This window comes from Paraburkholderia megapolitana (assembly GCF_007556815.1).
Classification (GTDB): Bacteria; Pseudomonadota; Gammaproteobacteria; order Burkholderiales; family Burkholderiaceae; genus Paraburkholderia; species Paraburkholderia megapolitana.
Genome location: NZ_CP041745.1, coordinates 515,427 through 536,840 on the forward strand (window position 1 = coordinate 515,427; position 21,414 = coordinate 536,840).

Genomic DNA, 21,414 nt, shown 5'->3' on the forward strand with positions numbered 1-21,414 from the left:
TCCCGCTTTTCCGATGATAGGTCCATCCCTACGATAACGCCATCGATCATCGAAACAGGAGGCAATCGTCATGGAATCGAACCGCTCAAGGGCCGGCGCACTTACCAGCAATCATCGGTGGAAGGTGTTGGGCGTGGGTTTTGCCGCGAACGCGAGCTTTTCGGCCGCGTTTTCCGGCATTCCGACCACTGCGGTCTTTCTGCGCTCGGGCTATCACCTCGGCAATGGCGGCCTTGGTCTCGTGCTGGGGATGCTTGGGCTCGGCATCGCGATCAGCGAATTGCCGTGGGGCTTGCTGACCGACCGCTGGGGCGACCGGCGCGTACTGCTGCTCGGGCTCGGTGCGACGGCGCTGGCGCTTGCCGCGATGGCGCTGTTCGTCGTGCCTGGCGCGGCGTCGGTACCTGGCGTGTCCGCGCTGGCGCTGTGGTTGCTGCTGGTCGGACTGCTGGGCGGCAGTGTCAACGGTTCGAGCGGGCGCGCCGTGATGGCGTGGTTTCGCGAAGGCGAGCGCGGCCTCGCGATGAGCATCCGCCAGACAGCGGTGCCCGCCGGCGGCGGTCTCGGCGCGCTGGTGTTGCCGGTGCTTGCCGTGCACCTCGGCTTCAGCGCGGTCTTTGGTCTGCTGGCGATCCTGTGCGCGGTAACTGCAGGGTTCGCATGGCGCTGGCTGCATGAGCCCCCAGCTGCCGACACAACCGACGCAACCGACGCCGCACGCACCACGCAACGTCGCCGCGTGGACACCGCACCGGCCGTGTCGGCTTCGCCGCTGCGTAACGTCGGCGTATGGCGGGTGGCGATTGCGGCTGGCATGTTGTGCGCGCCGCAACTGGCGGTCGTCACGTTTGCGACGGTCTTTCTGCACGACTTCGGTCATGCGAGCATCGTCACGATCAGCGCGACGATGGTGGCCGTGCAGACGGGCGCCGCGATCGCGCGTGTCCTGAGCGGCCGCTGGACCGATCGTAAGGGCAACCGCCGTGCCTATATGCGGGCATGCAGTCTCGTTACTGCGGTGTTGTTTGCTGCGCTCGCGCTGATATCGGCCGCGGTCGGCATGCAGCATGCAGCGATGGTCGTGGTGTGCGCGGCGATGATCGTGGCCGGTGGCGTATGCGCGTCGGCATGGCACGGTGTGGCGTTCACGGAACTCGCGACGCTTGCCGGCACGAGTCGCGCCGGTACCGCACTCGCAATGGGCAACACCTGCGTGTTCATCATGCTGTTCCTGACGCCGCTCGCCATTCCGGTGTTGCTGTCCATCACGTCGTGGCCGGTGGTGTGGGCAGTCGCGAGTCTCTTTGCGCTGATTGCGCTGCCGGTGTTTCCGCGCGCAGTCGCGGTGCGCGAGACAAGCACGGCTCACGCTTGAACACGCAGCATCGTCCGCCGCAGGGCGAGCGATGCTGTCCGTCCAAAAGTATCGTCACGTTTTTCTTCGAAATACCCAACTGATTCAGACATCTCCTATTTCTGCAGGCCGAAGGTGGTGATCTGATGGCAAAGCGCGCCGCCTGTGCGGCGCGCTTTGCGTCAGTAAGGTACTAAGAGAAAAACATGGGGAACCTTCGCGTCATCGTTGCGGACGATCATCCGTTCGTGCTGCTGGGAATTCGGGCCTCGCTCGCCGCGCAGGAGGGCATCGAGATCGTCGGCGAAGCCGACAGCGCCACGACGCTGATCGCCCTGTTGAAAACCACACCCTGCGACGTACTGGTTACCGACCTCACGATGCCCGAGGCCGGCGCGCTCGCGGAGGACGGTCTGCGCCTCGTGCGGCGCGTGTGTCGCGACTGGCCGCAGGTGCGCATCGTCGTGCTGACTGCTCTCACGAATGCCGCAATCCTGCGCGCGATCATGTCGCACGGTGTGACCGGCATGCTCAACAAGACTGAATCGATGGAAGATCTGGTTGCGGCGATTCGCTGCGCCGGGTATGGCCGTCCTTACGTTGGCCAGCCGATACTCGATGCACTCGCCACCGCGAGTGGCGACCCAGTCGGCCTCGCGCCGATACGCCGGTTGTCGCCGCGCGAGATGGAAGTTGTCGGTCTCTTCGCGGGCGGTCAGTCGATCTCCGAAATCGCGCGTACGCTCAAACGCGATATTCGTACCGTCAGCCGGCAAAAGCGCAATGCGATGATCAAGTTCGGCGTGAGCAACGATGCCGGGCTGTTCATCTACGTGCGCGCCTACGGAATTTCCTGATGTCTTTCATGTCGGGCTATCTCGGCTCAACGCGAATTCAGAACTGTCTTATATCGACGAGTTAGCCGATACCGCACGCTTCTGCACGGACTCGCCGCTACGAACACACAGCGCGAGCTGACGACGCGGGGTCGCCGCGTGCAGGCCCGTCGACGGCCCGCATCGTAAAGACGCGACACCGTGAGTTCTATACGTCCCGGGGATGCACCCCACCTGGTGCAGGGACGTCATGGGTATAACGACAATCAAATGAAACAGCCTATCCGTGTCATCGTTGCCGACGATCACAGCGCTATTCGCGCTTGCGTACACCATCTGCTTTCCACCGCTCCACATATGTCGCTGGTCGGCACCGCGTGCGATGCCGGGTCGCTCGCCGAGCTCTACGATACCTGCCGTTGCGACGTGATCGTCGCCGATATCGGTATGCCGGGTGCCAACGGCGAAAGCAGTGCGGTTTCGCTACTGCGCCGGATCTTGCGCGATCCCGCTTGCCCACCGGTCGTCGTGCTCACGATGCTGCGCCATCCGCCCGTGTTGAGCGGGCTGCTGGTGCTTGGCGTGAGCGCGATCGTCGACAAGCGCGATACCGTGCATGAACTGATCGATGCGATCGAAGCGGCCAGAACCCGCACGCCTTATCTGTCTGAACGCGTACAGCTCGTGCCGGAGTCGGACGACGCGTCGCCACAGCCGCGTGTCGGAATGCTGAGCGTGCGTGAGTGGGAGGTGTTCCAGTTTTACGCGCGCGGTTTTGGCGTGTCGCAGATCGCCACGACTTTGGGTCGTAGCGTGAAAACGGTCAGCACGCAGAAGCGTAATGCGATGCGCAAGCTTGGTCTTGAGACCGACGCTGAACTGATCGGTTATGCGAATCAGATAGGTTTGGCGTAACGATTTGCGTCGATAAACAACACGCTGTGAATCGGGCATCGACGGATACGACACACAGATTGCCATTTGCGATTCTTCCTATTAGTTCTGGGTAGACGGAACCGCATACCCGTCTGTCGCTGGCGGCAGGCGTGGGGACGGTGCCGCTGCAAAGCGCTGAATGGAGGTTCTATGGCAGGTGTGGAAAAGGGAGTGCTGATTGAGGGCGCGGGTTCGATGCGGGTCGCGTGGGCCGGTGATCTGGGTTTGGGCGCATCTGGTGTGATTCGGGCACGGGTGGCCGGCGTGTCGCTTCTATCAGGTATGTCGCAATCGCTGTTGCGCATTCTGACAATGGCGTTCGTGTTCTTGACCGGCGATATTGCCGAGGCGACGGGCGACCCACGCCGGAGCGTTGAGCGGACAACCGGCGCATTTCCATCGATACACACGGCGACGACGGTCGACGACGCAGGCACACGAAACACCGATCGTCCGACGATCAACCGGCGCTGTGACGATTGCCACCTGCCGGTGTTTGCCGTAAGCGCGCAACGCGTGGTCGCGGATGGCACGCTGCGGATGTACAAGCGTGATGCCCGTGCTTCGATGGTCACGACTGTTCGAGCCGGCGACGACGGCCGGTGGCGTATCTACACGCTGTGCCTGCTGCCGTTGCTGCTCGCGCTCAGCACCGCGCTACCGATTGCGCTGCGCAAGCTCCACCTGTTGCGGCGTGAAATCACTGAGCGCAAACAGCATGAGCGGCAGCTCACGTCGCAACTCGATCTCGTCCAGACCACGTCGCAAACAAAGGACGACTTTCTCGCGACGATGAGCCATGAATTGCGCACCCCGATGAACGGCGTACTGGGTCTCGTCGATATGCTGGAGCGTATGCCGCTTACTGCGGAACAGCGCGAGATGCTAGGCACGATCAACGTCTCGGCAATCACGTTGCTGCAGATTCTCGACGACCTGCTCGACTACTCGAGAATCGAAGCAGGGCACCTCACCGTCGAATCCGAACCGCTCGACCTGCGGCAACTGATCGACAGCACGGTGACCATGATGGTGACCCGCGCGCACGAGAAGGGGTTGAGTGTGCGGATGAACATCGCCTCTGATCTTGCGGCGACATTGCGCGGCGACAGAGCCCGGTTGCGGCAGGTTCTTCTCAACCTGCTCGGCAATGCGATCAAGTTCACGTCTAGCGGCCGCATCGAAGTGGATGTCTCGGCTACCTATGCCGACGCCCAGCACCAGATCGTCGAAATCGCGGTGACGGACTCCGGCATCGGCATCGCGCCGGATGTGCAGATGCAGATCTTCGAGCCGTTCGTGCAGGCCGAGCCGTCGACGAGCCGCCGCTTCGGTGGTGTGGGTCTCGGTCTTGCGATCTGCAGACGGCTTGTGCATCTGATGGGCGGCACGCTTGAGTTGCGTAGCGCTCCCGGTGTCGGTACCTGCGTGACATTGCGCGTCGTCCTGCCGGTCGAAGGGCAATGCTACCTGCCCGATGTGCTGGGGGATGATCGACTGGCATCTCCGTCGTCTACGCTCGCTGGTTTATCCGTTGATGACATACCCGCGTTGCCCGATCGCGAGCTGGCGATCGCCCGCGGAACGCTCGTGCTTGTCGCCGAAGACGATCCGGTTCACCAGGCGCTGATCCGTCATCAACTGGCGTCGCTCGGTTTTGCCTGCGATGTCGTGGACGACGGTACGCAGGCGCTCGCCGCACTTAAGCAAACTCACTACGGTTGCCTGATTTCGGATTGCCACATGCCGGGGCTATCGGGCTACGGCCTGGCACGATGGGTACGCGAGAACGAGTGGAACGCGTGCGGCGTAACGGGACGAACGAAGATTCTCGGCATCACGGCGAACACCGGCCCCGACGATCCACGTCTGTGTCGTGAAGCCGGCATGGACGACTGCATCGTCAAACCCGTGCGCCTCGCCGCCTTGCGCGAGCATCTGGGCAAATGGTTCGGCGAGCCTGGTGCATACGCATCGTCCGCACCGCCGGCGCAAGAAGCGCCTCGGCCGAGTGCGCCCATCGATCTGACCTACATGACAGAATTGTGGGGCAGCGAAACCACAGTGAAGACGCTACTGGAGGCGTTCGTCTCAGCGGTACGCGACGACATGCGCGCGCTGCATCCGTTACTCGACGATCCCGATGTAGAGCGTCTGTTGGCGTGGCACCACCGCGTCGCGGGTGCCGCGAGCGTGCTGCAATATCCGCCGCTACTCGACGTGCTCGAAGCGTACCGGCGCGATATTGTGACGAAGCCCATCGAATCTCTGCGCGCCGATGGGCTCGCGCTACTCGATACCTGCAACGCGCTGCTGGACGACATCGAGGCGCAGGCAACGTCGCTCGCATAACGAAAAAAAACGCGGCCGAAGCCGCGTTTAAACTTGGAGACATCCTTCGATGAAGGAGTCACTTCTCGCATGCGTAGCCTAGCAGGGGTTTGCCATGGCATTCAGTGCGAATCGCGCAATTCTCTATTGGAGAATGTGGAGGGTATCGTCGTCAGGCAGCGGGAATTTGCATTACCGCATGCCTTTGCGCAGGCTCGATCGAGCCGCGCGGCGGGTCTGAAATTGCCCTAGTATGTGTTCACCCGCGCGGGCAACCGCTTGTGCGGTGCGATACGAGTCCGGAGAAAAAGATGATTGCGATACGCAAATTGAATCTGGCTGTCGTGTTGTGGGCGCTCGCAACGGGCGTGGCGTTTGCCGATACGGTGGCGCTCAAGGCCGATCTCGAGCCGTCCAGCGAAGTGCCGCCGCGTGTGAGTCATGGGCACGGCATGCTGAATGCATCATTCGATACGTCGACGAAGGCGCTGCAATGGACCGCGACTTACGAAGGCCTGACGGGCCCCGCGACGATGGCGCATTTCCACGGGCCTGCGCCGGTCGGACAGAACGCCAAGGTTCAGGTGCCGATCGACAAGAACGCGCTCGCCAGTCCGATCAAGGGCGCAGCGACGTTGACCGATCAGCAGGCCGCCGATCTGATGGCCGGCCAGTGGTACTTCAATGTGCACACGGCGCAGAATCCGTCGGGTGAAATTCGCGGGCAGGTCCTGCCTGCCAACTAGTCGACTTCACGGCCGCTGCATTTAGAGCGGCCCATCGAGCGGTGCGTTGCCGATCGCACGTACCATGACGGCCTCGCCGTCCGAGGAGCACGTTCCAATGAGTTGGCAAAGCACGATCGCCTGCTGGTTCATACGCAGGAAATTCCGTCCGCACACGTTACGCACGACAGTCAATGCAGAGGCTGCGCGCGCCGTGATGAACAAAGGCGCGCGGGTGCCGCGCGTGCCGGCGGGCTGGACGTTGCGCGAGCAGTACGGTCCCAGCGATGCGCCGCTGTATGGCGAATGGTTCGAGCGGGCAGGCGCGGCGCCGACGGCGCCTGTCATCCTGTATCTGCACGGTGGCGGGTATTACTTCTGTTCGCCGCGTACGCACCGTGCCATCACTTTCGGGTTGGGCACACGCACCGATGCGCGCGTGTTCTCGCTCGACTATCGCCTGGCTCCAGAGCATCCGTTTCCCGCTGCACTCGACGATGCGCTCGCGGCCTATCGCCAACTGGTTGCGCAGGGCACGTCGCCGGAGTCGATCGTGATTGCCGGCGACTCCGCGGGCGGCGGACTCGCACTGGCGACGCTCGTCGCGCTGCGCGATGCCGGCGATGTGTTGCCGGCCGGCGCGATCCTGTTTTCGGCGTGGACCGATCTCGCCGCGACAGGCGCGACGATCCGCACCAACGACGGCGCCGACCCGATGTTCAGCGGTCCGGCAATCGGCCGCGCAGCGAAGCTCTATCTCGGCGATACGCCCGCCACGAATCCCTATGCATCGCCGCTGTATGCCGACCTGCACGGCTTGCCGCCGCTCTTCATGCAGGCTGCGAGCACTGAAGTGCTGCTCGACGATTCGCGCCGGGTCGCCGACAGCGCTCGCGCAGTCGGCGTGACCGTCGACTTCGAAATCTGGCCGAAGATGCCGCACGTCTGGCAGATCTGGACGCCGTTTATTCCCGAGGCTCGTCGCGCACTCGATCGTGCGGCCGATTTCGTGCGTCAGGTCACGCGCGTAGAGACCGCTCAGTCGGCGAGCGAAATGTCGATCGTCTGATACGCGGCTTCGACGGTTTCCGTGCCGTACTGACGCTCCAGCCTGCGCACGGTGAAGTGGCCGTGCGCGACCTGCTGGAAGTGATCGATGAAGACCGTGTTGACCATCGCGCCCAGTACCGCGCCGATCGCCGGAATCGATTTTGCCGCGACCTGCTCGCTGACCTGCACCGAGAAGCGCGCGGCAATCGTGTTCACGAGCCGCAGCAAAGCGGCCGAACCGTGCGTGGCAAACCCCTTGCTCGCAATCTCCGACGATGCCTTCGACACCGCCTGCGCCAGCGCGCCGCGCATGATGAAGTAGCCGAAATCGGCATCGTCGTCGGCCTTCGATGCGCTGCCCATGCCGAGCACGGTCAGGCACTGCAACTGCGTTTCCACCGACGACAGATCCTCTCCTTCGCTACGCGCGATGTCGCAGATCGAGCGAAACATCAATGTCGTCGTGACCGGCAATTCGACCGGTAGTGCAAACAGGCCGAACGCGCCGCCCGCCGCGCCGGTCGTCGCGACCGCGAACTTGTGCAGCAGGTTGCTTGGCTTATCCGGCGTAGCCGAAGCAGCCGCCGGGTCCGCCCGGTTAAGCGTGCGCAACGCGAGTTGCAGGCATTTGCGCAACGCGAGCTGGGTCGCATCGCCGACCTTCTCGTTGGCGAACGCGGGCATCCGCGCCAGCAGTTTTTCCAGCGGCGCACCGACAATACTCGCGAGCTTCATCGTCAGCGCGGGGCTTTCGAGCTCGTGTTTCGCGCGCCGCAGCGCGTTCAGATCGTCGGGTGACAGGACGGGTGTGGCGAGCGGATTCGACTCCATGGACCTCCCGGTCATCGTTGCAAACGTTGCAGGCACGGATTGGCCGACTTTAACCGCCGACCCGAGCCAGTTTAGAACTTCCCGCTATGGTATGATTCCCCATCGTTTGACGAGTCAACTGTTGCGCGATCAAAAATGGCTGTCCATACCGCGGCCCACCACTCGAGTGGGCAAGTTTTACCGTTCCGTGAATCGCTACTAGCGATGCTCGGCATCTCCTTCGTGACGATGCTCGTCGCGCTCGACCAGACCGTGGTCGGCACGGCGCTGCCCACCATCGTGTCCGAGCTGAAAGGCTTCGATCTCTACGCGTGGGTCGCGACCTCCTATCTGCTCACCTCCGTCATCACCGTTCCGATCTTCGGCCGGCTCGGCGACTATTACGGGCGCAAGCCGTTCGTGATTGCGTCGATCGTCCTGTTCACCGGTGCGTCGGTGCTGTGCGGCGCCGCCAACAGCATGCTGTTCCTCGTGCTCGCGCGCGGGTTGCAAGGGATCGGCGGCGGCATGCTGGTCGGCACCGCGTTCGCGTGCATTCCCGACCTGTTCCCCGATTCGGTGGTGCGTCTGCGCTGGCAGGTGATGATGAGTTCGGCGTTCGGCATCGCGAATGCGGTCGGACCGTCGCTGGGTGGCTTTCTCACGCAGTACTCCGGCTGGCGCTCGGTGTTCTACGTGAATCTGCCTGTCGGTCTGCTCTCGTTGTTTTTCGTCTGGCGTTATCTGCCGCATCTGCGGCACATCGAGCATAAAGACAAGATGCGGCTCGACTGGCCCGGTGCCTTGCTGATCGCCGCCGTGCTCGGTTGCCTGCAGCTCTTCGTCGAAATGCTGCCGAAGCATGGTGTGTCGGTCGGCACGGCGGCGCTGCTCGCAGTCAGCGTTGCCTCCGCATACGGTTTGTGGCGCTGGGAAAAGTCGTTCCCGCAAGCCATCCTGCCCATCGATATGTTCCGCAATCGCAGTCTGTCCGCGCTGTTTACGCTCTCGGTGCTCGGCGGCTTCACGATGTTCTCGATGCTGTTTTACGCACCGCTGCTGTTTCAGGGTGGGTTCGGCATGTCGCCGAAAGAGGCGGGTCTCGTCATCACGCCGCTCGTCGTGTTCATTACGATCGGGAGTATCGCGAACGGCCGGATCGTGTCGCGGGTGCGCAATCCGAATCTGATGCTGTTTATCGGCTTTGCGCTCGTTGCGATCGCGTGCCTCGGCGTCGTCGTCGCGACGCGCTCGATGCCGCAATGGCTACTCATGTCGTTCATGATCATCGGCGGCCTGGGGCTCGGCTTCGTGATGCCGAATCTCACCATCTTCGCGCAGCAGACCGCGGGCCGCGAACACCTCGGCATCGCGACTGCGCTGCTGCAATCGCTGCGGATGATCGGCGGGATGCTCGGCACAGCGCTTACCGGTACGCTCGTCACGCACATGTACGCGAGCGGTGTGCGCAACGCGCTGGAAAGCGATCACGCGATGCAATGGAGCAGCGATCTCGGCGACCCGCAGATCCTGATCAATCACGACGAGCAGCAGACCTTGCTCGGCCAGCTCGCGCATGCCGGACACAATGGCGGCATGCTGCTGGAGTCGGCGCGCGAAGCGCTCGTCGGTGCGATCCATGTCGGGCTCGCACTGGCCGCGGTGATCGCCGTCGTGTCGATCTGGCAGAGCCGGCGCGTGCCGCCCATCAAGCTGCATCGCCAGGTTGAACCGACGGTTCACGTGGACTGATACACCGATTTCGCCCAGGCAGATTCTTATGGAAGTACACGACCGCGTCGCCATCGTTCAGCAGTTCGGCCGCACGTATCGCGCGTTCATGGCGGCGTTCGAACAGTACGTCGGCCATCCGATGCCGCGCTGGCGGATTCTGCTCGCGCTACACGAGCAGGACGGGGAATCGTCCCAGAAGCGGCTTGTCGAGCGCTTGCACATTGACCCGGGTGCGCTCACGCGTCAGCTCAAGACACTCGAACAGATGGGCTGGATCGCGCGCAGCATGGACACACGCGACAACCGCGTCACTAACGTGAAGCTCACCGACGAAGGGCGCGCCGTCACGGAAGCGAGCATGCCGCAGCGGCAGGCGTTCTTTGACGACACGATGGGGGCACTGCCGGACGATGCGGTGGTTGCGCTGTCCGGCGCGTTGAAGATGCTTGAGGCACGCATCGGCGAGGTCGCCGCGACAGTGCCTGCAGAGGCCGACGAGAGCTGAGCCGCGTGGCTCACCGTCTAAGGCGAGCTTCGCCGTGCAGACGCGCGACGCGTCAGAAAAACGTCTCGATCACTTCCGTCACGCGGTAAGCCGGATCGACAACCAGCAACTGACGCCATTTGTCGAACGTCAGGCACGGATGCGAGATGTCGAAGGCGATCATGTCGCCGACTTTCAGATCGGCGCCTGCCGGAATGCGCAGATACGCATGCTGGTCCATCAGCCCGAATATTTCCCAGCCTTCGCTCGCGGCGATGTCGCGCGGCTGCCCACCGGTGCCCGGCCGATAGTGGCGCGCCGGCTCCGGCATGCCCGAATCGAAGGCGGAATCGCGCTTGCCGAGACCGATAATCGCGCGATCGGGTTCGGGAATCGATTGCACGTAGGCCCACAACTGCAACGCCGGCAATAACCCCTCACCCATTTTCTTTGCCACCGGATTGCGCGCGAAGATATCGGTCTGCGCCTTCCGGTACACGCCGACGTCGTGCGTCAGATAGCAGCCGGGGCGCAGCACGATCTCGATGCGCTCGCCATCCGACGCCTTCGAAAATTCTTCCGCGACCACGTCGTACCACGCCGATCCCGCACCCGACAGCACTGCCGGCGTGCGCGCGAAACGACCGGCATCGGCGAGTGCGAGCGTCGTCGTTACCGCGCTGCGCAGAAACGCGCGCACTTCATCTTCTTCCTTCAACACGCCTTCATACAGTTCGACGCCGGCGAGCTTCAACGCATCCGGATAACGCGCAATCGCGTCGAGCACCGCGTTGCGCTGCGCCTCGTCGCGCACGCCGGTGCGACCGCCCGGTACACCGAGTTCGAGCAGCACCTGCAGCGACTTGCCCACCGAGCCGAAGAACTTGCCCAGTTGTTCGACACCATCGACGGAATCGACGAGACAAAAGAATTCGAAGTCCGGATCGCTCAACAGCTCCGCGATCATCAGCATGTTGTGTTTGCCGACCAGTTGATTCGCCATCAGCACGCGCGATACGCCGCCGCGATACGCGGCCCGCACCTGATGCGCGGTAGCGAGCGTGATACCCCACGCACCCGTTTCGATCTGCCGGCGAAACAGCTGCGGCGCCATCGTCGTCTTGCCGTGCGGTGCGAGCTTGAGACCGTACTCCGCGACGAACGCCTGCATCCATTTGAGGTTGTGTTCGACACGCTCCGCATACAGCACCGCGGCCGGCAGACTGACGTCTTCGTCGAGCAGATTCCATTCGAGACGCGCGGCATCCGTCAACTGGATGCTGGTACCGGGAACCATGCCCAAGCCCTTGCTATAAGGATCAATCGTCGCGCCCTGATAGTTTGTAACTTTCATGTAATCCGGCTCCATCATCCAGTTAAATCGATTCGAAGTTGACTTTAATATGGTACAGAAAGTACGATGATCTGCGAAATGTTATTTAGTACCAGCGTTCGTGGTACCCCACCCACGGCCTTGCCGATGAATTCAACGACCGAACCACTCGCCTTCGATATCGTCGCGCGTATCGCCGAATGCGCGCCCGATCTGCGTTCGGCCGAGCGCAAGGTGGCGGCGCTGATTCTCGACGATCTGACCGGCGCGTCGCGCGCGAGCATCGGTGCGCTTGCGCAGCAGGCGGAGGTGAGCGTTGCGACCGTGACGCGCTTTGCGAAGGCGGTCGGGTGCCGCGACGTGCGCGAACTGAAGCTGCGGCTTGCGCAGGCGGCCGCGGTCGGGCAGCGTTTTCTGAAAGCCGGCGCATCCGCGGATGCCCCCGAGCCGCTCGCCACGCGCGTCTTCGACGAAGTGCAGACGGCGCTCACGCACAACCACGCGTTGCTGCGCCAGGCACCGCTTGCCCAGGCCGCAGCGGCGTTACGCGAAGCGCGCATGATCTACGTGTTCGGCATGGGCGGTGGCTCGACCGCGCTCGCCGATGAAATGCGCTTCCGGCTCGTGCGCCTCGGCCGCCCGGTCGCAACCTACCAGGAAGGGTTGCTGCAGCGGATGGTGGCCAGCACGGTGTCGCGCGAATGTGTGGTGATCGCACTGTCCGCGACGGGCCGCGTGCCTGAGATTGTCGAGAGCTGCCGGATCGCGCGCAGCTACGGTGCGACGTTGATCATGTTGACCGCGCCAGCCTCGCCGCTTGCAAAGCTCGCGGACTGGCTGATTCCGATCGTCGCCTTCGAAACCGATTTCATCTACAAGCCGTCGTCATCACGCTACGCGATGATGATGGCACTCGACGTGCTCGTCACCGAACTCGCCGTCAGTCTCGGTGACGAGAGCCGCGAACTGCTGCGTCGCATGAAGCATGCGCTCGATGCGCATCGCGGCGGCGACGACCGACAACCAATAGGAGACTGATTCATGCACTCGCATCCCGAAGCTGCCGATACATTGATCGTCGGTGCGCAGTTGTACGACGGTACCGGCGCGCCGCCGGTCGAACGCGATATTGCGGTGCGCGACGGTCGCATCGCCGCGATCGGCAATCTGTCGAACTGGCTCGCGGAAGAGGTCGTCGAAGCGAACGGCCGCGCGGTTGCGCCGGGCTTCATCGATGTCCACACCCACGACGACACGCACGTCATCCGCTCGCCGCAGATGCTGCCGAAAATCACCCAGGGCGTGACGACGGTGATCGTTGGCAATTGTGGAATCAGCGCGTCGCCGGTCTCGCTGAAAGGCGAGCCGCCCGATCCGATGAGCCTGCTCGGCGAGCGCGATGCGTTCAGCTACCCGACGTTTGCCGCTTATGTCGAAGCGGTGAATGCAGCGCGGCCCGCGGTCAATGTCGGTGCGTTGATCGGCCATACGGCGCTGCGCAGCAACCATATGGACAGGCTCGACCGCGGGGCGACACAAAGCGAAATTGACGGCATGCGTGCGCAGCTCGAAGAAGCGCTCGCGCATGGCGCGCTCGGTCTGAGTACGGGGCTCGCGTACAGCTCCGCATTCGCCGCGCCGACCGAAGAAGTGATGGCGCTTGCCGAGCCGCTCGCGGCAGCGGGCGCGTTGTACACGACACACATGCGTACCGAGTTCGACGCGATCCTCGATGCAATGGACGAGGCATACCGCATCGGCAAGCACGCGCATGTGCCGGTCGTGATCTCGCATCTGAAATGCGCGGGGCCGTCGAACTGGGGGCGCAGCCGCGAAGTGCTCGAATCGCTGGAAGGCGCGCGCCGGTTGCAGCCGATCGGTTGCGATTGCTATCCGTACAACCGCAGTTCGACGACGCTCGACCTGAGACAGGTGACGGGCGATATCGACATCACCATCACATGGTCGCAGCCGCATCCCGAGGCAGCGGGCAAGCTCGTGAAGGACATCGCAGCGGAGTGGGGCGTGACGCAGCAGGAAGCAGCGAAACGTCTGCAGCCGGCCGGGGCGGTCTATCACAACATGTCGGAAGACGACGTGCGTCGCATCCTCGCGCATCCCGCGACGATGGTTGGTTCCGATGGCCTGCCGAACGATCCGCTGCCGCATCCGCGGTTGTGGGGCGCGTTTCCGCGCGTGCTCGGCCACTACGCACGCGATGCAGCGTTGATCCCGCTCGAAGAAGCCGTGCGCAAGATGACCGGCTTGTCGGCGCGGCGCTTCGGGCTCGCGCAGCGCGGCGAAGTGCAGGTCGGCTATCACGCGGATCTGGTGTTGTTCGATCCGGCGCGGGTACGCGATACGGCGACGTTCGAAAAGCCGCAGCAAGCCGCCGACGGCATCGACGCGGTGTGGGTGAACGGCGTGCTGTCGTATCGCGACGGCCAGCCGACCGGCGAACGCGCGGGGCATTTCGTTGCGCGCGGTGCCGCGTCGCGCGGCGATGCGCACGGCGCATTCTGAAATCAAAACGGTGCGCGGGGATCGATCCGCGCGCACCTTGTCATGAACTTGAGGAGTGAAACGATGAAGCGATATGGAGTGGAAGGCGGTAAAGGAACGGGCGGACAGCACATGCCGTTTGCGCGCGCAGTCGAAGCCGATGGCTGGCTGTACGTGTCGGGCCAGACGCCGATGGAAAACGGCGAAGTGATCGACGGCGGTATCGTCGCTCAATCACACAAGGCGATCCAGAACGTGTTCGCGATCCTGACGGAAGCGGGCTACGGCGCGGAGCATGTCGTGCGCTGCGGCGTGTGGCTCGACGATCCGCGCGATTTCGCTTCGTTCAACAAGGTGTTTCGCGAGTACTTTGGCGAGAACCCGCCGGCGCGCGCGTGTGTCGTGTCGAGCATGGTGATCGATTGCAAGGTCGAGGTGGATTGTGTTGCGTATAAGGCGGCTGCGGGAGCCTGATGGGGGCGGTCGGAGCCTTGATCCCGTCGCCGCGTTATCCGTTGCGTAGAAATACGACGTAGCCACGAAACCACGGGTTTTCGGTGAGATAGCGCGGTGCGTCCCATTCACCGCCCTGGATCAGGCCGATCCGGAATGGCAACTGCAGCTGTTCGACACGCGACAAGTACCTGTCGGAATCGGCAATCGTGTGACGACCCTGATACGTCTGCACAACCACCTCATCGACGATCCGCTTCAACTGGTTCACCTGATCGACGCCGATGCGACTGCTCCAGTCGAGCAGACCGGTGATGCTCAACCGGCAATCGGCGGGTAACCGCTCGCGCAGGCTCCGCAGGAAATCGAGGTATTCCTGGAGATGGTGTGTGCGCGCGTCGAAGTCGATCTGAATTCCAGTAATCGTGCGGCCCGACGCGCGCCAGCGGGCAAGTTGCGCCAGCATGATGTGCTCGATGCGTGGCGTCCAGCGCAACGTATGCGCCCGGTAGACGAGCCAGACGTCCGCGTGCGGCAATGCCGGCAATGACACACCCTGCGCGATGAGGCGCACTTGCGCGTCGTCCTGTGGGGACGCTTCGATCTGTCCTTGCAGCACGTAGACGGTGCGCGCGTCGTGCAGCACGGGCTGAGGCTTCACGCCGGCCCATAGCCAGAATGCGTCATATTGTGCCGCGTCGACTGTGCCGGCAAATGCGAGCCGCGCACACAGCAGCAAGCCGGCGCAGAACAACCGCTTCATGTCCGGTTCACCAGTAATATTTCGACGACTGTGCCCACTTGCTGCGTGGATACTCGGACTTCAATGTGGTGAACCATTGCTTGCGCGCGCTTTTCGGAATGTCGTTGCCGCCGCACTCACTGAAACCCCCGGGGGCGAAGCAGTTGATCGCGCGATATAGCGCGTAGGCTCGATCGTCGCTTGGTGCCTGCGCGGTGCCGATCACCTTCTGGTAACTCGACATCCGTTGATAGCTTCCGCCTGGGAATTGCGACGGCACGCTGCCGAGTGTTACCGGCACGTTCTCGGTCCCTGCGGGCGCTGGAGGTACGACGGTCACAACCGGATATTCGTCCAGTCCCCCAGCGGCCGGATAGGTTCGGACGAACTCAGCCAGACAGTTCAGACCTTTCGCGTCGCCGGGGTCTTGCTGCAACGTCGTCGCGATGTCGCGTACGGATGGGCACGCGTAACCACCATCATTGGCAAGGCGAGATAGCGCAAACGGTTTCAGCGCATCGGACGGCGTGGCCGGAATCAATGCAAGGTCCGCGATGAAGTCGGCGTAATGCGTGCGCGTCAATTCTTTGTACAGCAGCGTGTACAGCGCGATGTCGCGCAGTGCGCGACTGGTCGCGGTGTTTTGCGCCTGCGCGCGCAGCAGGTCTGCGTCCGCCCCGCGATACAACAGGATGGCGCGGATCGCTGCGTTCTGAATCGGTGAATCGTCGGCGAATACACGGTCGAGGAGGCGCGCCTGCTCGAGATTGATTGAGAGTGCAAGCTCCAGCGCCTCGCGCTGCAACCGGTATTTCGCAAGCGGGATCAGTTCAGCCCAGAGTTGCCGCGCCTGATCCGCCTGGCCGCTGTCTTCGAGCGCGAAACCACGCAGTGTCTGCTGGCTCAGACCGAAGTAGTCGAGCGACGCGGCGGGCGCTTGCGGCAGCAAGGCGAGCGCCTGCTCCGGCTTGTGGCCAAGGTACACGTACCAGGCGGCAACCAGATAATCGTATAGCGCCGGTGCACTGGCAAAACGCGGCTTCTGCGCCTGCAACTCATTGAGCGTCAGTGATTTTTGTCGGCTCGATTCGGAGTCGCCTCCCGATGTGCGCATCTGCATCAAGTCGACGATCGCGAGAACCGATGGTGACTCCAGTTGCCTGGTGTCCAGGTTAGACGTCTGTAGCAGCTTGCTGTCGAGTTCGTTTGCGAGTTGCACGAGCGGTACGTTGGACGTCGACGGCGACCAGTTCGCAAATGCCTTGCTATAGAGGGCGGCTTGCTGCGCGGTATTGCTGCCGAGCCACGCGACGCGACGTTGCAGTCCTGTCGCTGACGCCGCGTAACGGCCGCGTGGATAGACCTTCAGATAGGCGCGGAACACCGTGTCGGCTGCGCCGAGTTCCAGCTTGTTGACTTTGGTGCTATCCAGCGCGTAGCTGTTCGCGTCGAACGCGCCCGCTTGAGCGGCGTTCAGTTGTGCACGGCCGGCCATGTAGAGCGCAGTTTCCCTTAGCCACGGATTGGTGCTGTGCGATGCATCGGCGAATGCCTTCGAGGCGGAGACGAAATTGCTCTCGTAGAACGCGTACGCGCCGTCGACATAGGTCGCGAACTGACGCCCGAGCGCGGACTTGAGATCCGATGGTTTCGTCCACACAGTGCCGGTCTTGCCAGCAGCGCACTCGAAAGCCGCGCGGCCCGCGATCAAACGCGTGGCGTCGTCAGCGGGAAGGTCCTTCGCAGCGTGCACCGCGTCGTTAAACGCTGCGCTTCCCGACGCGTCGCTAAGACAGATGCTGCCCTCGCCATCCGCGTAGAGATTCGACGGGCTGGCGCCGTCCGACGTGTCGCTCGAAGTGTCCGGCATCTTCTGGCCGATGTTGATCCATCCAGAGAAGTCATACGCAAACGGGACGACCAGCTGATTCGTCCTGTCAGCGAGCGGGACGCTTTTGGGATCGGGGAAGACTGGCGAGAGTCTGCTGCTGTCGACCATCAGCAGCATCGCATTGATCCGGGTGTCGTTGCCCGGGCTCAAAATCGGCACGCCCCCGCACATATAACTGGGCTGCCTGAGTGCGCTGATGGGATCGCAGGACATGTCCCCACTCGCGTAGGCGGCCGAAACCGGAAGCAGGACCGCCATCAGTGTTGTGATCAGGTGTCGATGCAGCAATCTGGTTCTCCGGATCGTTCTTATGCTGTCGTTGTATCGAATGCATCGCGGCGAACAGCCGCGTGATGCTCCCCTTTTTCGAAACCGAACCACTATAACGACCCGGCGAATCGCTCGTCTACACGGCGCAATCGAATTCATAATATCCCAATATATGAATCGAACACTCACATATTGGAGATTCTGAAAACTCCGTCCTACAATCCGAACCAGCAAGCCCGCCGCAGGACACATCGCCATGCGGCAGAGGCAGCAAACACGGAGACAACCCGGCCATGCCGTTCACCTCGAGACAGGAAGTACGCGTGCAGCCCGACCTGCCGTCCCGCACACGCAGCAGCGCGACTGCCCCCCAGGCGACGTCTGCCACACCAGCCCCGCACGATCCCGCCGACTCGATCGGTCTGCCCAGCACGCTGCTCGACATCACGCCGCAGCAGGCCGGCACGCAGACGTTGTTGCGCGGTCTCGCGATACTCGAAGCCGCTGCCGCGGGCGTGCGCGATCTGCGTACCTTCGGCGCCGCACTCGGGACGACGCGTAGCACGACGCACCGGCTCGTCAGCAGCCTCGTGCAGGCGCGCTATCTGCGTCAGGTGCAGGGTGGCTATCTGCTCGGCCCGAAGCTGATCGAACTTGGCACGATCGCGCTCGAACAGATGCCGCTCACCGCGGTCGCGCGTCCGCATCTCGAGTCGCTGGCTGAGCAGACGCTCGACACGATCCACCTCGGCGTGCGCGACGGCGACGATGTGCTGTACATCGACAAGATTCCCGGTACACGCGGCCTCGAAATGCGTTCGCGCGTCGGCCACCGGATGCCGCTGGCGTCCACGGGCATCGGCAAGGCGATGATGCTCGACCTCGCACCGGAGGTATGGCAATCGCTCTTCGATGCGTCGCGTCGCGCACTTGCCAGCGTCAGCTTCAAGCCCGACAACCGGCCCGATTCGCCGACCTTCATGCAGCGCATGACGAACTACGCATCAGGCGGCTTCACGTTCGATCTCGAAGAAAACGAAGCGTCGATTCGCTGTGTCGCCGCGCCGGTGCGCGATGCGTCGGGTGCGATCGTCGCGGCGGTGTCGGTGGCGAGCACGATTCCCTACATGTCGCTCGAACGCATGGACGAACTGATTCCGGTCCTGCAACGCGAAGCGCGCGCGATCTCTGAAGAGCTCGGCTGGCGTGCGCCGCAACCCGTCACACGCAGGATCAAACGATGACAAGATCGGGTTCACCCGTGCCGGCAGACGGTACGGCGACAGACGCAATTGCCGTCCCTTTCGCACCCGCCGACGACGTCGGCGCCCATTCCAGCCGTGAGCTTGCCGCGCGTGCCGCATTGATCGCGCTCGACTGGGGCACCACATCGCTGCGCGCGTACCTGTTCGATGCAGACGGCGAGGTGCTGGCGACGCAGGCATCGGGCGCGGGCATCATGAATCTGCCGCATGCGGCGAGCGCCGGCGGTTTCGACGCGGCGTTCGATGCAGTGTGCGGCGCGTGGCTCGAAGCTGCACCTGCGCTGCCGGTGATCGCGGCGGGGATGGTCGGTAGTGCACAGGGGTGGGTGGAAGCGCCGTATGTCGACGCGCCCGCTGCTGCGGATGCATTGGTAGCCGGCATCGTCCGCGTGCAGTCCGCGCGTGGCACGACGCTGCATATCGTGCCCGGCGTACTCGAGCGCGGCGAACTGCCGAACGTGATGCGCGGCGAGGAAACGCAGATTTACGGTGCACTTTCCGGTGACGCGACTTTTGCAGACGACAGCGATAGTGAAACCCGCACGCTAGTCGGCCTACCCGGCACGCACGCAAAGTGGGTCGTCGTGCAGGACGGCAGGATCGAACGGTTTCATACGTTCATGACCGGTGAAGTATTCGCGGCGCTGTCCGAGCATACGATTCTCGGTCGCACGATGAAGACGCCGGACTACCCCGATACCGATGCATTCGTGCGCGGCGTGAATATCGCGCGGCAACGAGGCGAAGCCGGTTTGCTTGCCACCGTGTTCAGCACCCGCACGCTCGGTCTGACCGGGCAGCTCGCCGGCGACCAGCAACCCGACTATCTGTCCGGCCTGCTGATCGGTCACGAACTCGCGGGTCTCGAAGCCGTGCTTGCGCAACAACACACGACACTCGCCGGTCGACCGCTGCGGCTGATCGGTAACGAGGCGCTGTGCGAACGTTACCGTCTCGCGCTCGAACAGTTCGGCTGCCATGAAGCGGTGCTGGTGAAGCAGGCCACCGAACGCGGCCTCTGGCGTATCGCTAGCGAAGCAGGCCTCGTCGCACCGGTTGCGGGCGCGGCGCACGCTGCGCACGCCGGCTAACGGCAGCGCAAACGACCCGACGACATTCAAAGGAACCGACATGCAACCCCACATCAATCTGCCCGCACCGTATCTGCCGCACACGGGTCTGATGGCGGCCTTCGAAGCGTGTCCGCTGATCGCAATCCTGCGCGGCGTGACACCCGTCGATGCCGTGGAGCATGCACGCGCACTCTACGAAGCCGGCTTTCGCATCGTCGAAGTGCCGCTCAACTCACCGCGACCGTTCGACAGCATCGCGGCAATCCGCGAAGCGTTGCCGGTCGATGCGATCGTCGGTGCGGGGACCGTGTTGCATGCGAGCTTCGTACACGACGTGAAGGCCGCAGGCGGCGAACTGATCGTGATGCCGCATAGCGATCCCGAAGTCGTGTCGGCAGCGAAAACACATGGCATGGCATGCGCGCCGGGCGTCGCGACGCCGACCGAAGCATTCATCGCGTTGAAAAACGGCGCCGACGTGCTGAAGATGTTTCCCGCCGAGCAGCTCGGCGTACACGTGGTCAAGGCATGGCGCGCGGTGATCGCCGCCGAGGTGCCGCTGGTACCGGTCGGTGGAATTGCGCCGGACAACATGGGGCCGTTCCTGTCGGCAGGCGCGAATGGTTTCGGGCTCGGCTCCGCGCTGTATAAGCCAGGCCAGAGCGCAGCGACGACGGCGGCACACGCAAAAGCGTTCGTCGATGGATTGCGTGCTGCCAGGGCGGGTGCGAAGTCATGAATCGACTGACCGGCAAAGTCGCGCTGATCACCGGTGCCGGTCGCGGCATCGGTGCGGCGATTGCCGATACGTTTGCGCGCGAAGGTGCGGCGGTTGTGCTCGCTGAACTCGATCTCGAGACTGCGCAGCGTACCGCGCGGGAAATCGAAACGCGGCACAGCGCACGCGCGCTCGCCGTGCAGACCGACGTGACGCAATCGGCGTCGGTGCAGCACGCAGTCAGCGAAGCCGAGCGCGCATTCGGCCCACTCGACATCCTGGTGAACAACGCCGGCATCAACGTGTTCTGCGATCCGCTGACGATGACCGACGAAGACTGGCGCCGTTGTTTCGCTGTCGATCTCGACGGTGTGTGGAACGGTTGCCGCGCGGTATTGCCGGGCATGGTCGAACGCGGCGCAGGCAGCATCGTGAATATTGCGTCGACGCATGCGTTCAAGATCATTCCGGGGTGCTTTCCGTACCCGGTAGCGAAACACGGTGTGCTCGGCCTCACGCGTGCGCTTGGCATCGAGTACGCACCGCGCAACGTGCGCGTCAACGCGATCGCGCCGGGCTACGTCGAAACGCAGTTAACGCGCGACTGGTGGAATGCGCAACCCGATCCGGCCGCTGCGCAGCAAGCAACGCTCGCGTTGCAACCGATGAAGCGCATCGGCCGTCCGGAAGAAGTCGCGATGACCGCGGTTTTTCTCGCATCGGACGAGGCACCGTTTATCAACGCAAGCTGCATCACGGTCGATGGCGGGCGCTCGGCGCTGTATCACGACTGAGACGCGAGAATGCAACAGGGCAGGACGCGCGCAACGAACACGGGAGAGCGCGCGGCAGGCGTAGTAGAAAAAGTGTGAACCGGTTTAACGCACGGGCCGCGTGTGTCGAACCG

The 21,414-nt window shown here is 63.2% G+C and carries 19 protein-coding genes; 15 read left to right on the plus strand and 4 right to left on the minus strand.

Annotated features, from left to right (window positions below):
• Window positions 1-70: 70 nt before the first annotated feature.
• The 6 genes from FNZ07_RS15725 to FNZ07_RS15750 all read left to right on the plus strand — a co-directional run bounded on the left by FNZ07_RS15725 (window position 71) and on the right by FNZ07_RS15750 (window position 7,251).
• Window positions 71-1,375 (plus strand): MFS transporter, encoded by a 1,305-nt coding sequence (locus FNZ07_RS15725; protein WP_091009767.1) that lies wholly within the window; start codon window positions 71-73, stop codon window positions 1,373-1,375.
• Between the two features lie 185 nt (window positions 1,376-1,560).
• Window positions 1,561-2,211: a response regulator gene (locus tag FNZ07_RS15730; RefSeq protein ID WP_245811405.1), complete on the plus strand. Its 651-nt coding sequence runs from the start codon at window positions 1,561-1,563 to the stop codon at window positions 2,209-2,211.
• A gap of 249 nt (window positions 2,212-2,460) precedes the next feature.
• Complete coding sequence (locus tag FNZ07_RS15735) at window positions 2,461-3,105, plus strand: response regulator transcription factor (RefSeq protein ID WP_091009770.1); 645 nt, start codon at window positions 2,461-2,463, stop codon at window positions 3,103-3,105.
• Window positions 3,106-3,276: 171 nt separating this feature from the next.
• The gene (locus FNZ07_RS15740; RefSeq protein WP_091009772.1) at window positions 3,277-5,478 is read left to right on the plus strand and encodes an ATP-binding protein; all 2,202 of its coding nucleotides are present in this window, start codon (window positions 3,277-3,279) and stop codon (window positions 5,476-5,478) included.
• A gap of 290 nt (window positions 5,479-5,768) precedes the next feature.
• Window positions 5,769-6,203, plus strand: a complete 435-nt coding sequence (locus tag FNZ07_RS15745) for a CHRD domain-containing protein (RefSeq protein WP_091009775.1) — start codon at window positions 5,769-5,771, stop codon at window positions 6,201-6,203.
• Between the two features lie 97 nt (window positions 6,204-6,300).
• Window positions 6,301-7,251, plus strand: a complete 951-nt coding sequence (locus FNZ07_RS15750; RefSeq protein ID WP_091009778.1) for an alpha/beta hydrolase — start codon at window positions 6,301-6,303, stop codon at window positions 7,249-7,251.
• Here the strand turns inward: FNZ07_RS15750 and FNZ07_RS15755 are convergent.
• A complete protein-coding gene (locus tag FNZ07_RS15755; RefSeq protein WP_091009781.1) occupies window positions 7,221-8,063 on the minus strand; it encodes an EcsC family protein in 843 nt (280 codons plus the stop codon). The two genes, FNZ07_RS15750 and FNZ07_RS15755, sit on opposite strands and share 31 nt — an antisense overlap.
• A gap of 135 nt (window positions 8,064-8,198) precedes the next feature.
• Here FNZ07_RS15755 and FNZ07_RS15760 point away from each other — a divergent pair, with 135 nt between their 5' ends.
• Window positions 8,199-9,794 (plus strand): MDR family MFS transporter, encoded by a 1,596-nt coding sequence (locus FNZ07_RS15760; protein ID WP_091009784.1) that lies wholly within the window; start codon window positions 8,199-8,201, stop codon window positions 9,792-9,794.
• A 28-nt stretch (window positions 9,795-9,822) separates the two neighbouring features.
• Complete coding sequence (locus tag FNZ07_RS15765) at window positions 9,823-10,281, plus strand: MarR family winged helix-turn-helix transcriptional regulator (protein WP_091009787.1); 459 nt, start codon at window positions 9,823-9,825, stop codon at window positions 10,279-10,281.
• A 52-nt stretch (window positions 10,282-10,333) separates the two neighbouring features.
• On the opposite strand, the gene FNZ07_RS15770 is transcribed toward FNZ07_RS15765, so the two are convergent.
• Window positions 10,334-11,614 (minus strand): amino acid deaminase, encoded by a 1,281-nt coding sequence (locus FNZ07_RS15770; protein ID WP_091010888.1) that lies wholly within the window; start codon window positions 11,612-11,614, stop codon window positions 10,334-10,336.
• A 126-nt stretch (window positions 11,615-11,740) separates the two neighbouring features.
• Here FNZ07_RS15770 and FNZ07_RS15775 point away from each other — a divergent pair, with 126 nt between their 5' ends.
• The 3 genes from FNZ07_RS15775 (at window position 11,741) to FNZ07_RS15785 (ending at window position 14,569) form a co-directional block, all read left to right on the plus strand.
• Entirely contained in the window at window positions 11,741-12,631 is an 891-nt protein-coding gene (locus tag FNZ07_RS15775) for a MurR/RpiR family transcriptional regulator (protein WP_091009790.1), read from the plus strand.
• Between the two features lie 3 nt (window positions 12,632-12,634).
• The gene (locus tag FNZ07_RS15780; RefSeq protein WP_091009793.1) at window positions 12,635-14,116 is read left to right on the plus strand and encodes an N-acyl-D-amino-acid deacylase family protein; all 1,482 of its coding nucleotides are present in this window, start codon (window positions 12,635-12,637) and stop codon (window positions 14,114-14,116) included.
• 63 nt (window positions 14,117-14,179) lie between these two features.
• A complete protein-coding gene (locus FNZ07_RS15785; protein ID WP_091009795.1) occupies window positions 14,180-14,569 on the plus strand; it encodes a RidA family protein in 390 nt (129 codons plus the stop codon).
• Window positions 14,570-14,603: 34 nt separating this feature from the next.
• Here the strand turns inward: FNZ07_RS15785 and FNZ07_RS15790 are convergent, their stop codons facing one another.
• Window positions 14,604-15,311: a DUF3142 domain-containing protein gene (locus tag FNZ07_RS15790; RefSeq protein ID WP_091009798.1), complete on the minus strand. Its 708-nt coding sequence runs from the start codon at window positions 15,309-15,311 to the stop codon at window positions 14,604-14,606.
• Window positions 15,312-15,318: 7 nt separating this feature from the next.
• Window positions 15,319-17,484, minus strand: a complete 2,166-nt coding sequence (locus FNZ07_RS15795; protein WP_091010889.1) for a hypothetical protein — start codon at window positions 17,482-17,484, stop codon at window positions 15,319-15,321.
• A gap of 260 nt (window positions 17,485-17,744) precedes the next feature.
• Here FNZ07_RS15795 and FNZ07_RS15800 point away from each other — a divergent pair, with 260 nt between their 5' ends.
• The 4 genes from FNZ07_RS15800 to FNZ07_RS15815 are packed head-to-tail and all read left to right on the plus strand — an operon-like array spanning window position 17,745 to window position 21,301.
• On the plus strand, window positions 17,745-18,695 hold the full coding sequence (locus FNZ07_RS15800; protein WP_245811406.1) for an IclR family transcriptional regulator: 951 nt from the start codon (window positions 17,745-17,747) through the stop codon (window positions 18,693-18,695).
• A complete protein-coding gene (locus FNZ07_RS15805) occupies window positions 18,692-19,807 on the plus strand; it encodes a 2-dehydro-3-deoxygalactonokinase (RefSeq protein WP_091009801.1) in 1,116 nt (371 codons plus the stop codon). Before FNZ07_RS15800 ends, FNZ07_RS15805 begins: the two co-directional genes overlap by 4 nt.
• Window positions 19,808-19,847: 40 nt before the next feature.
• A complete protein-coding gene (locus FNZ07_RS15810; RefSeq protein ID WP_091010890.1) occupies window positions 19,848-20,528 on the plus strand; it encodes a 2-dehydro-3-deoxy-6-phosphogalactonate aldolase in 681 nt (226 codons plus the stop codon).
• Window positions 20,525-21,301, plus strand: a complete 777-nt coding sequence (locus FNZ07_RS15815; RefSeq protein WP_091009804.1) for an SDR family oxidoreductase — start codon at window positions 20,525-20,527, stop codon at window positions 21,299-21,301. Before FNZ07_RS15810 ends, FNZ07_RS15815 begins: the two co-directional genes overlap by 4 nt.
• The last annotated feature ends 113 nt before the right edge of the window (window positions 21,302-21,414 follow it).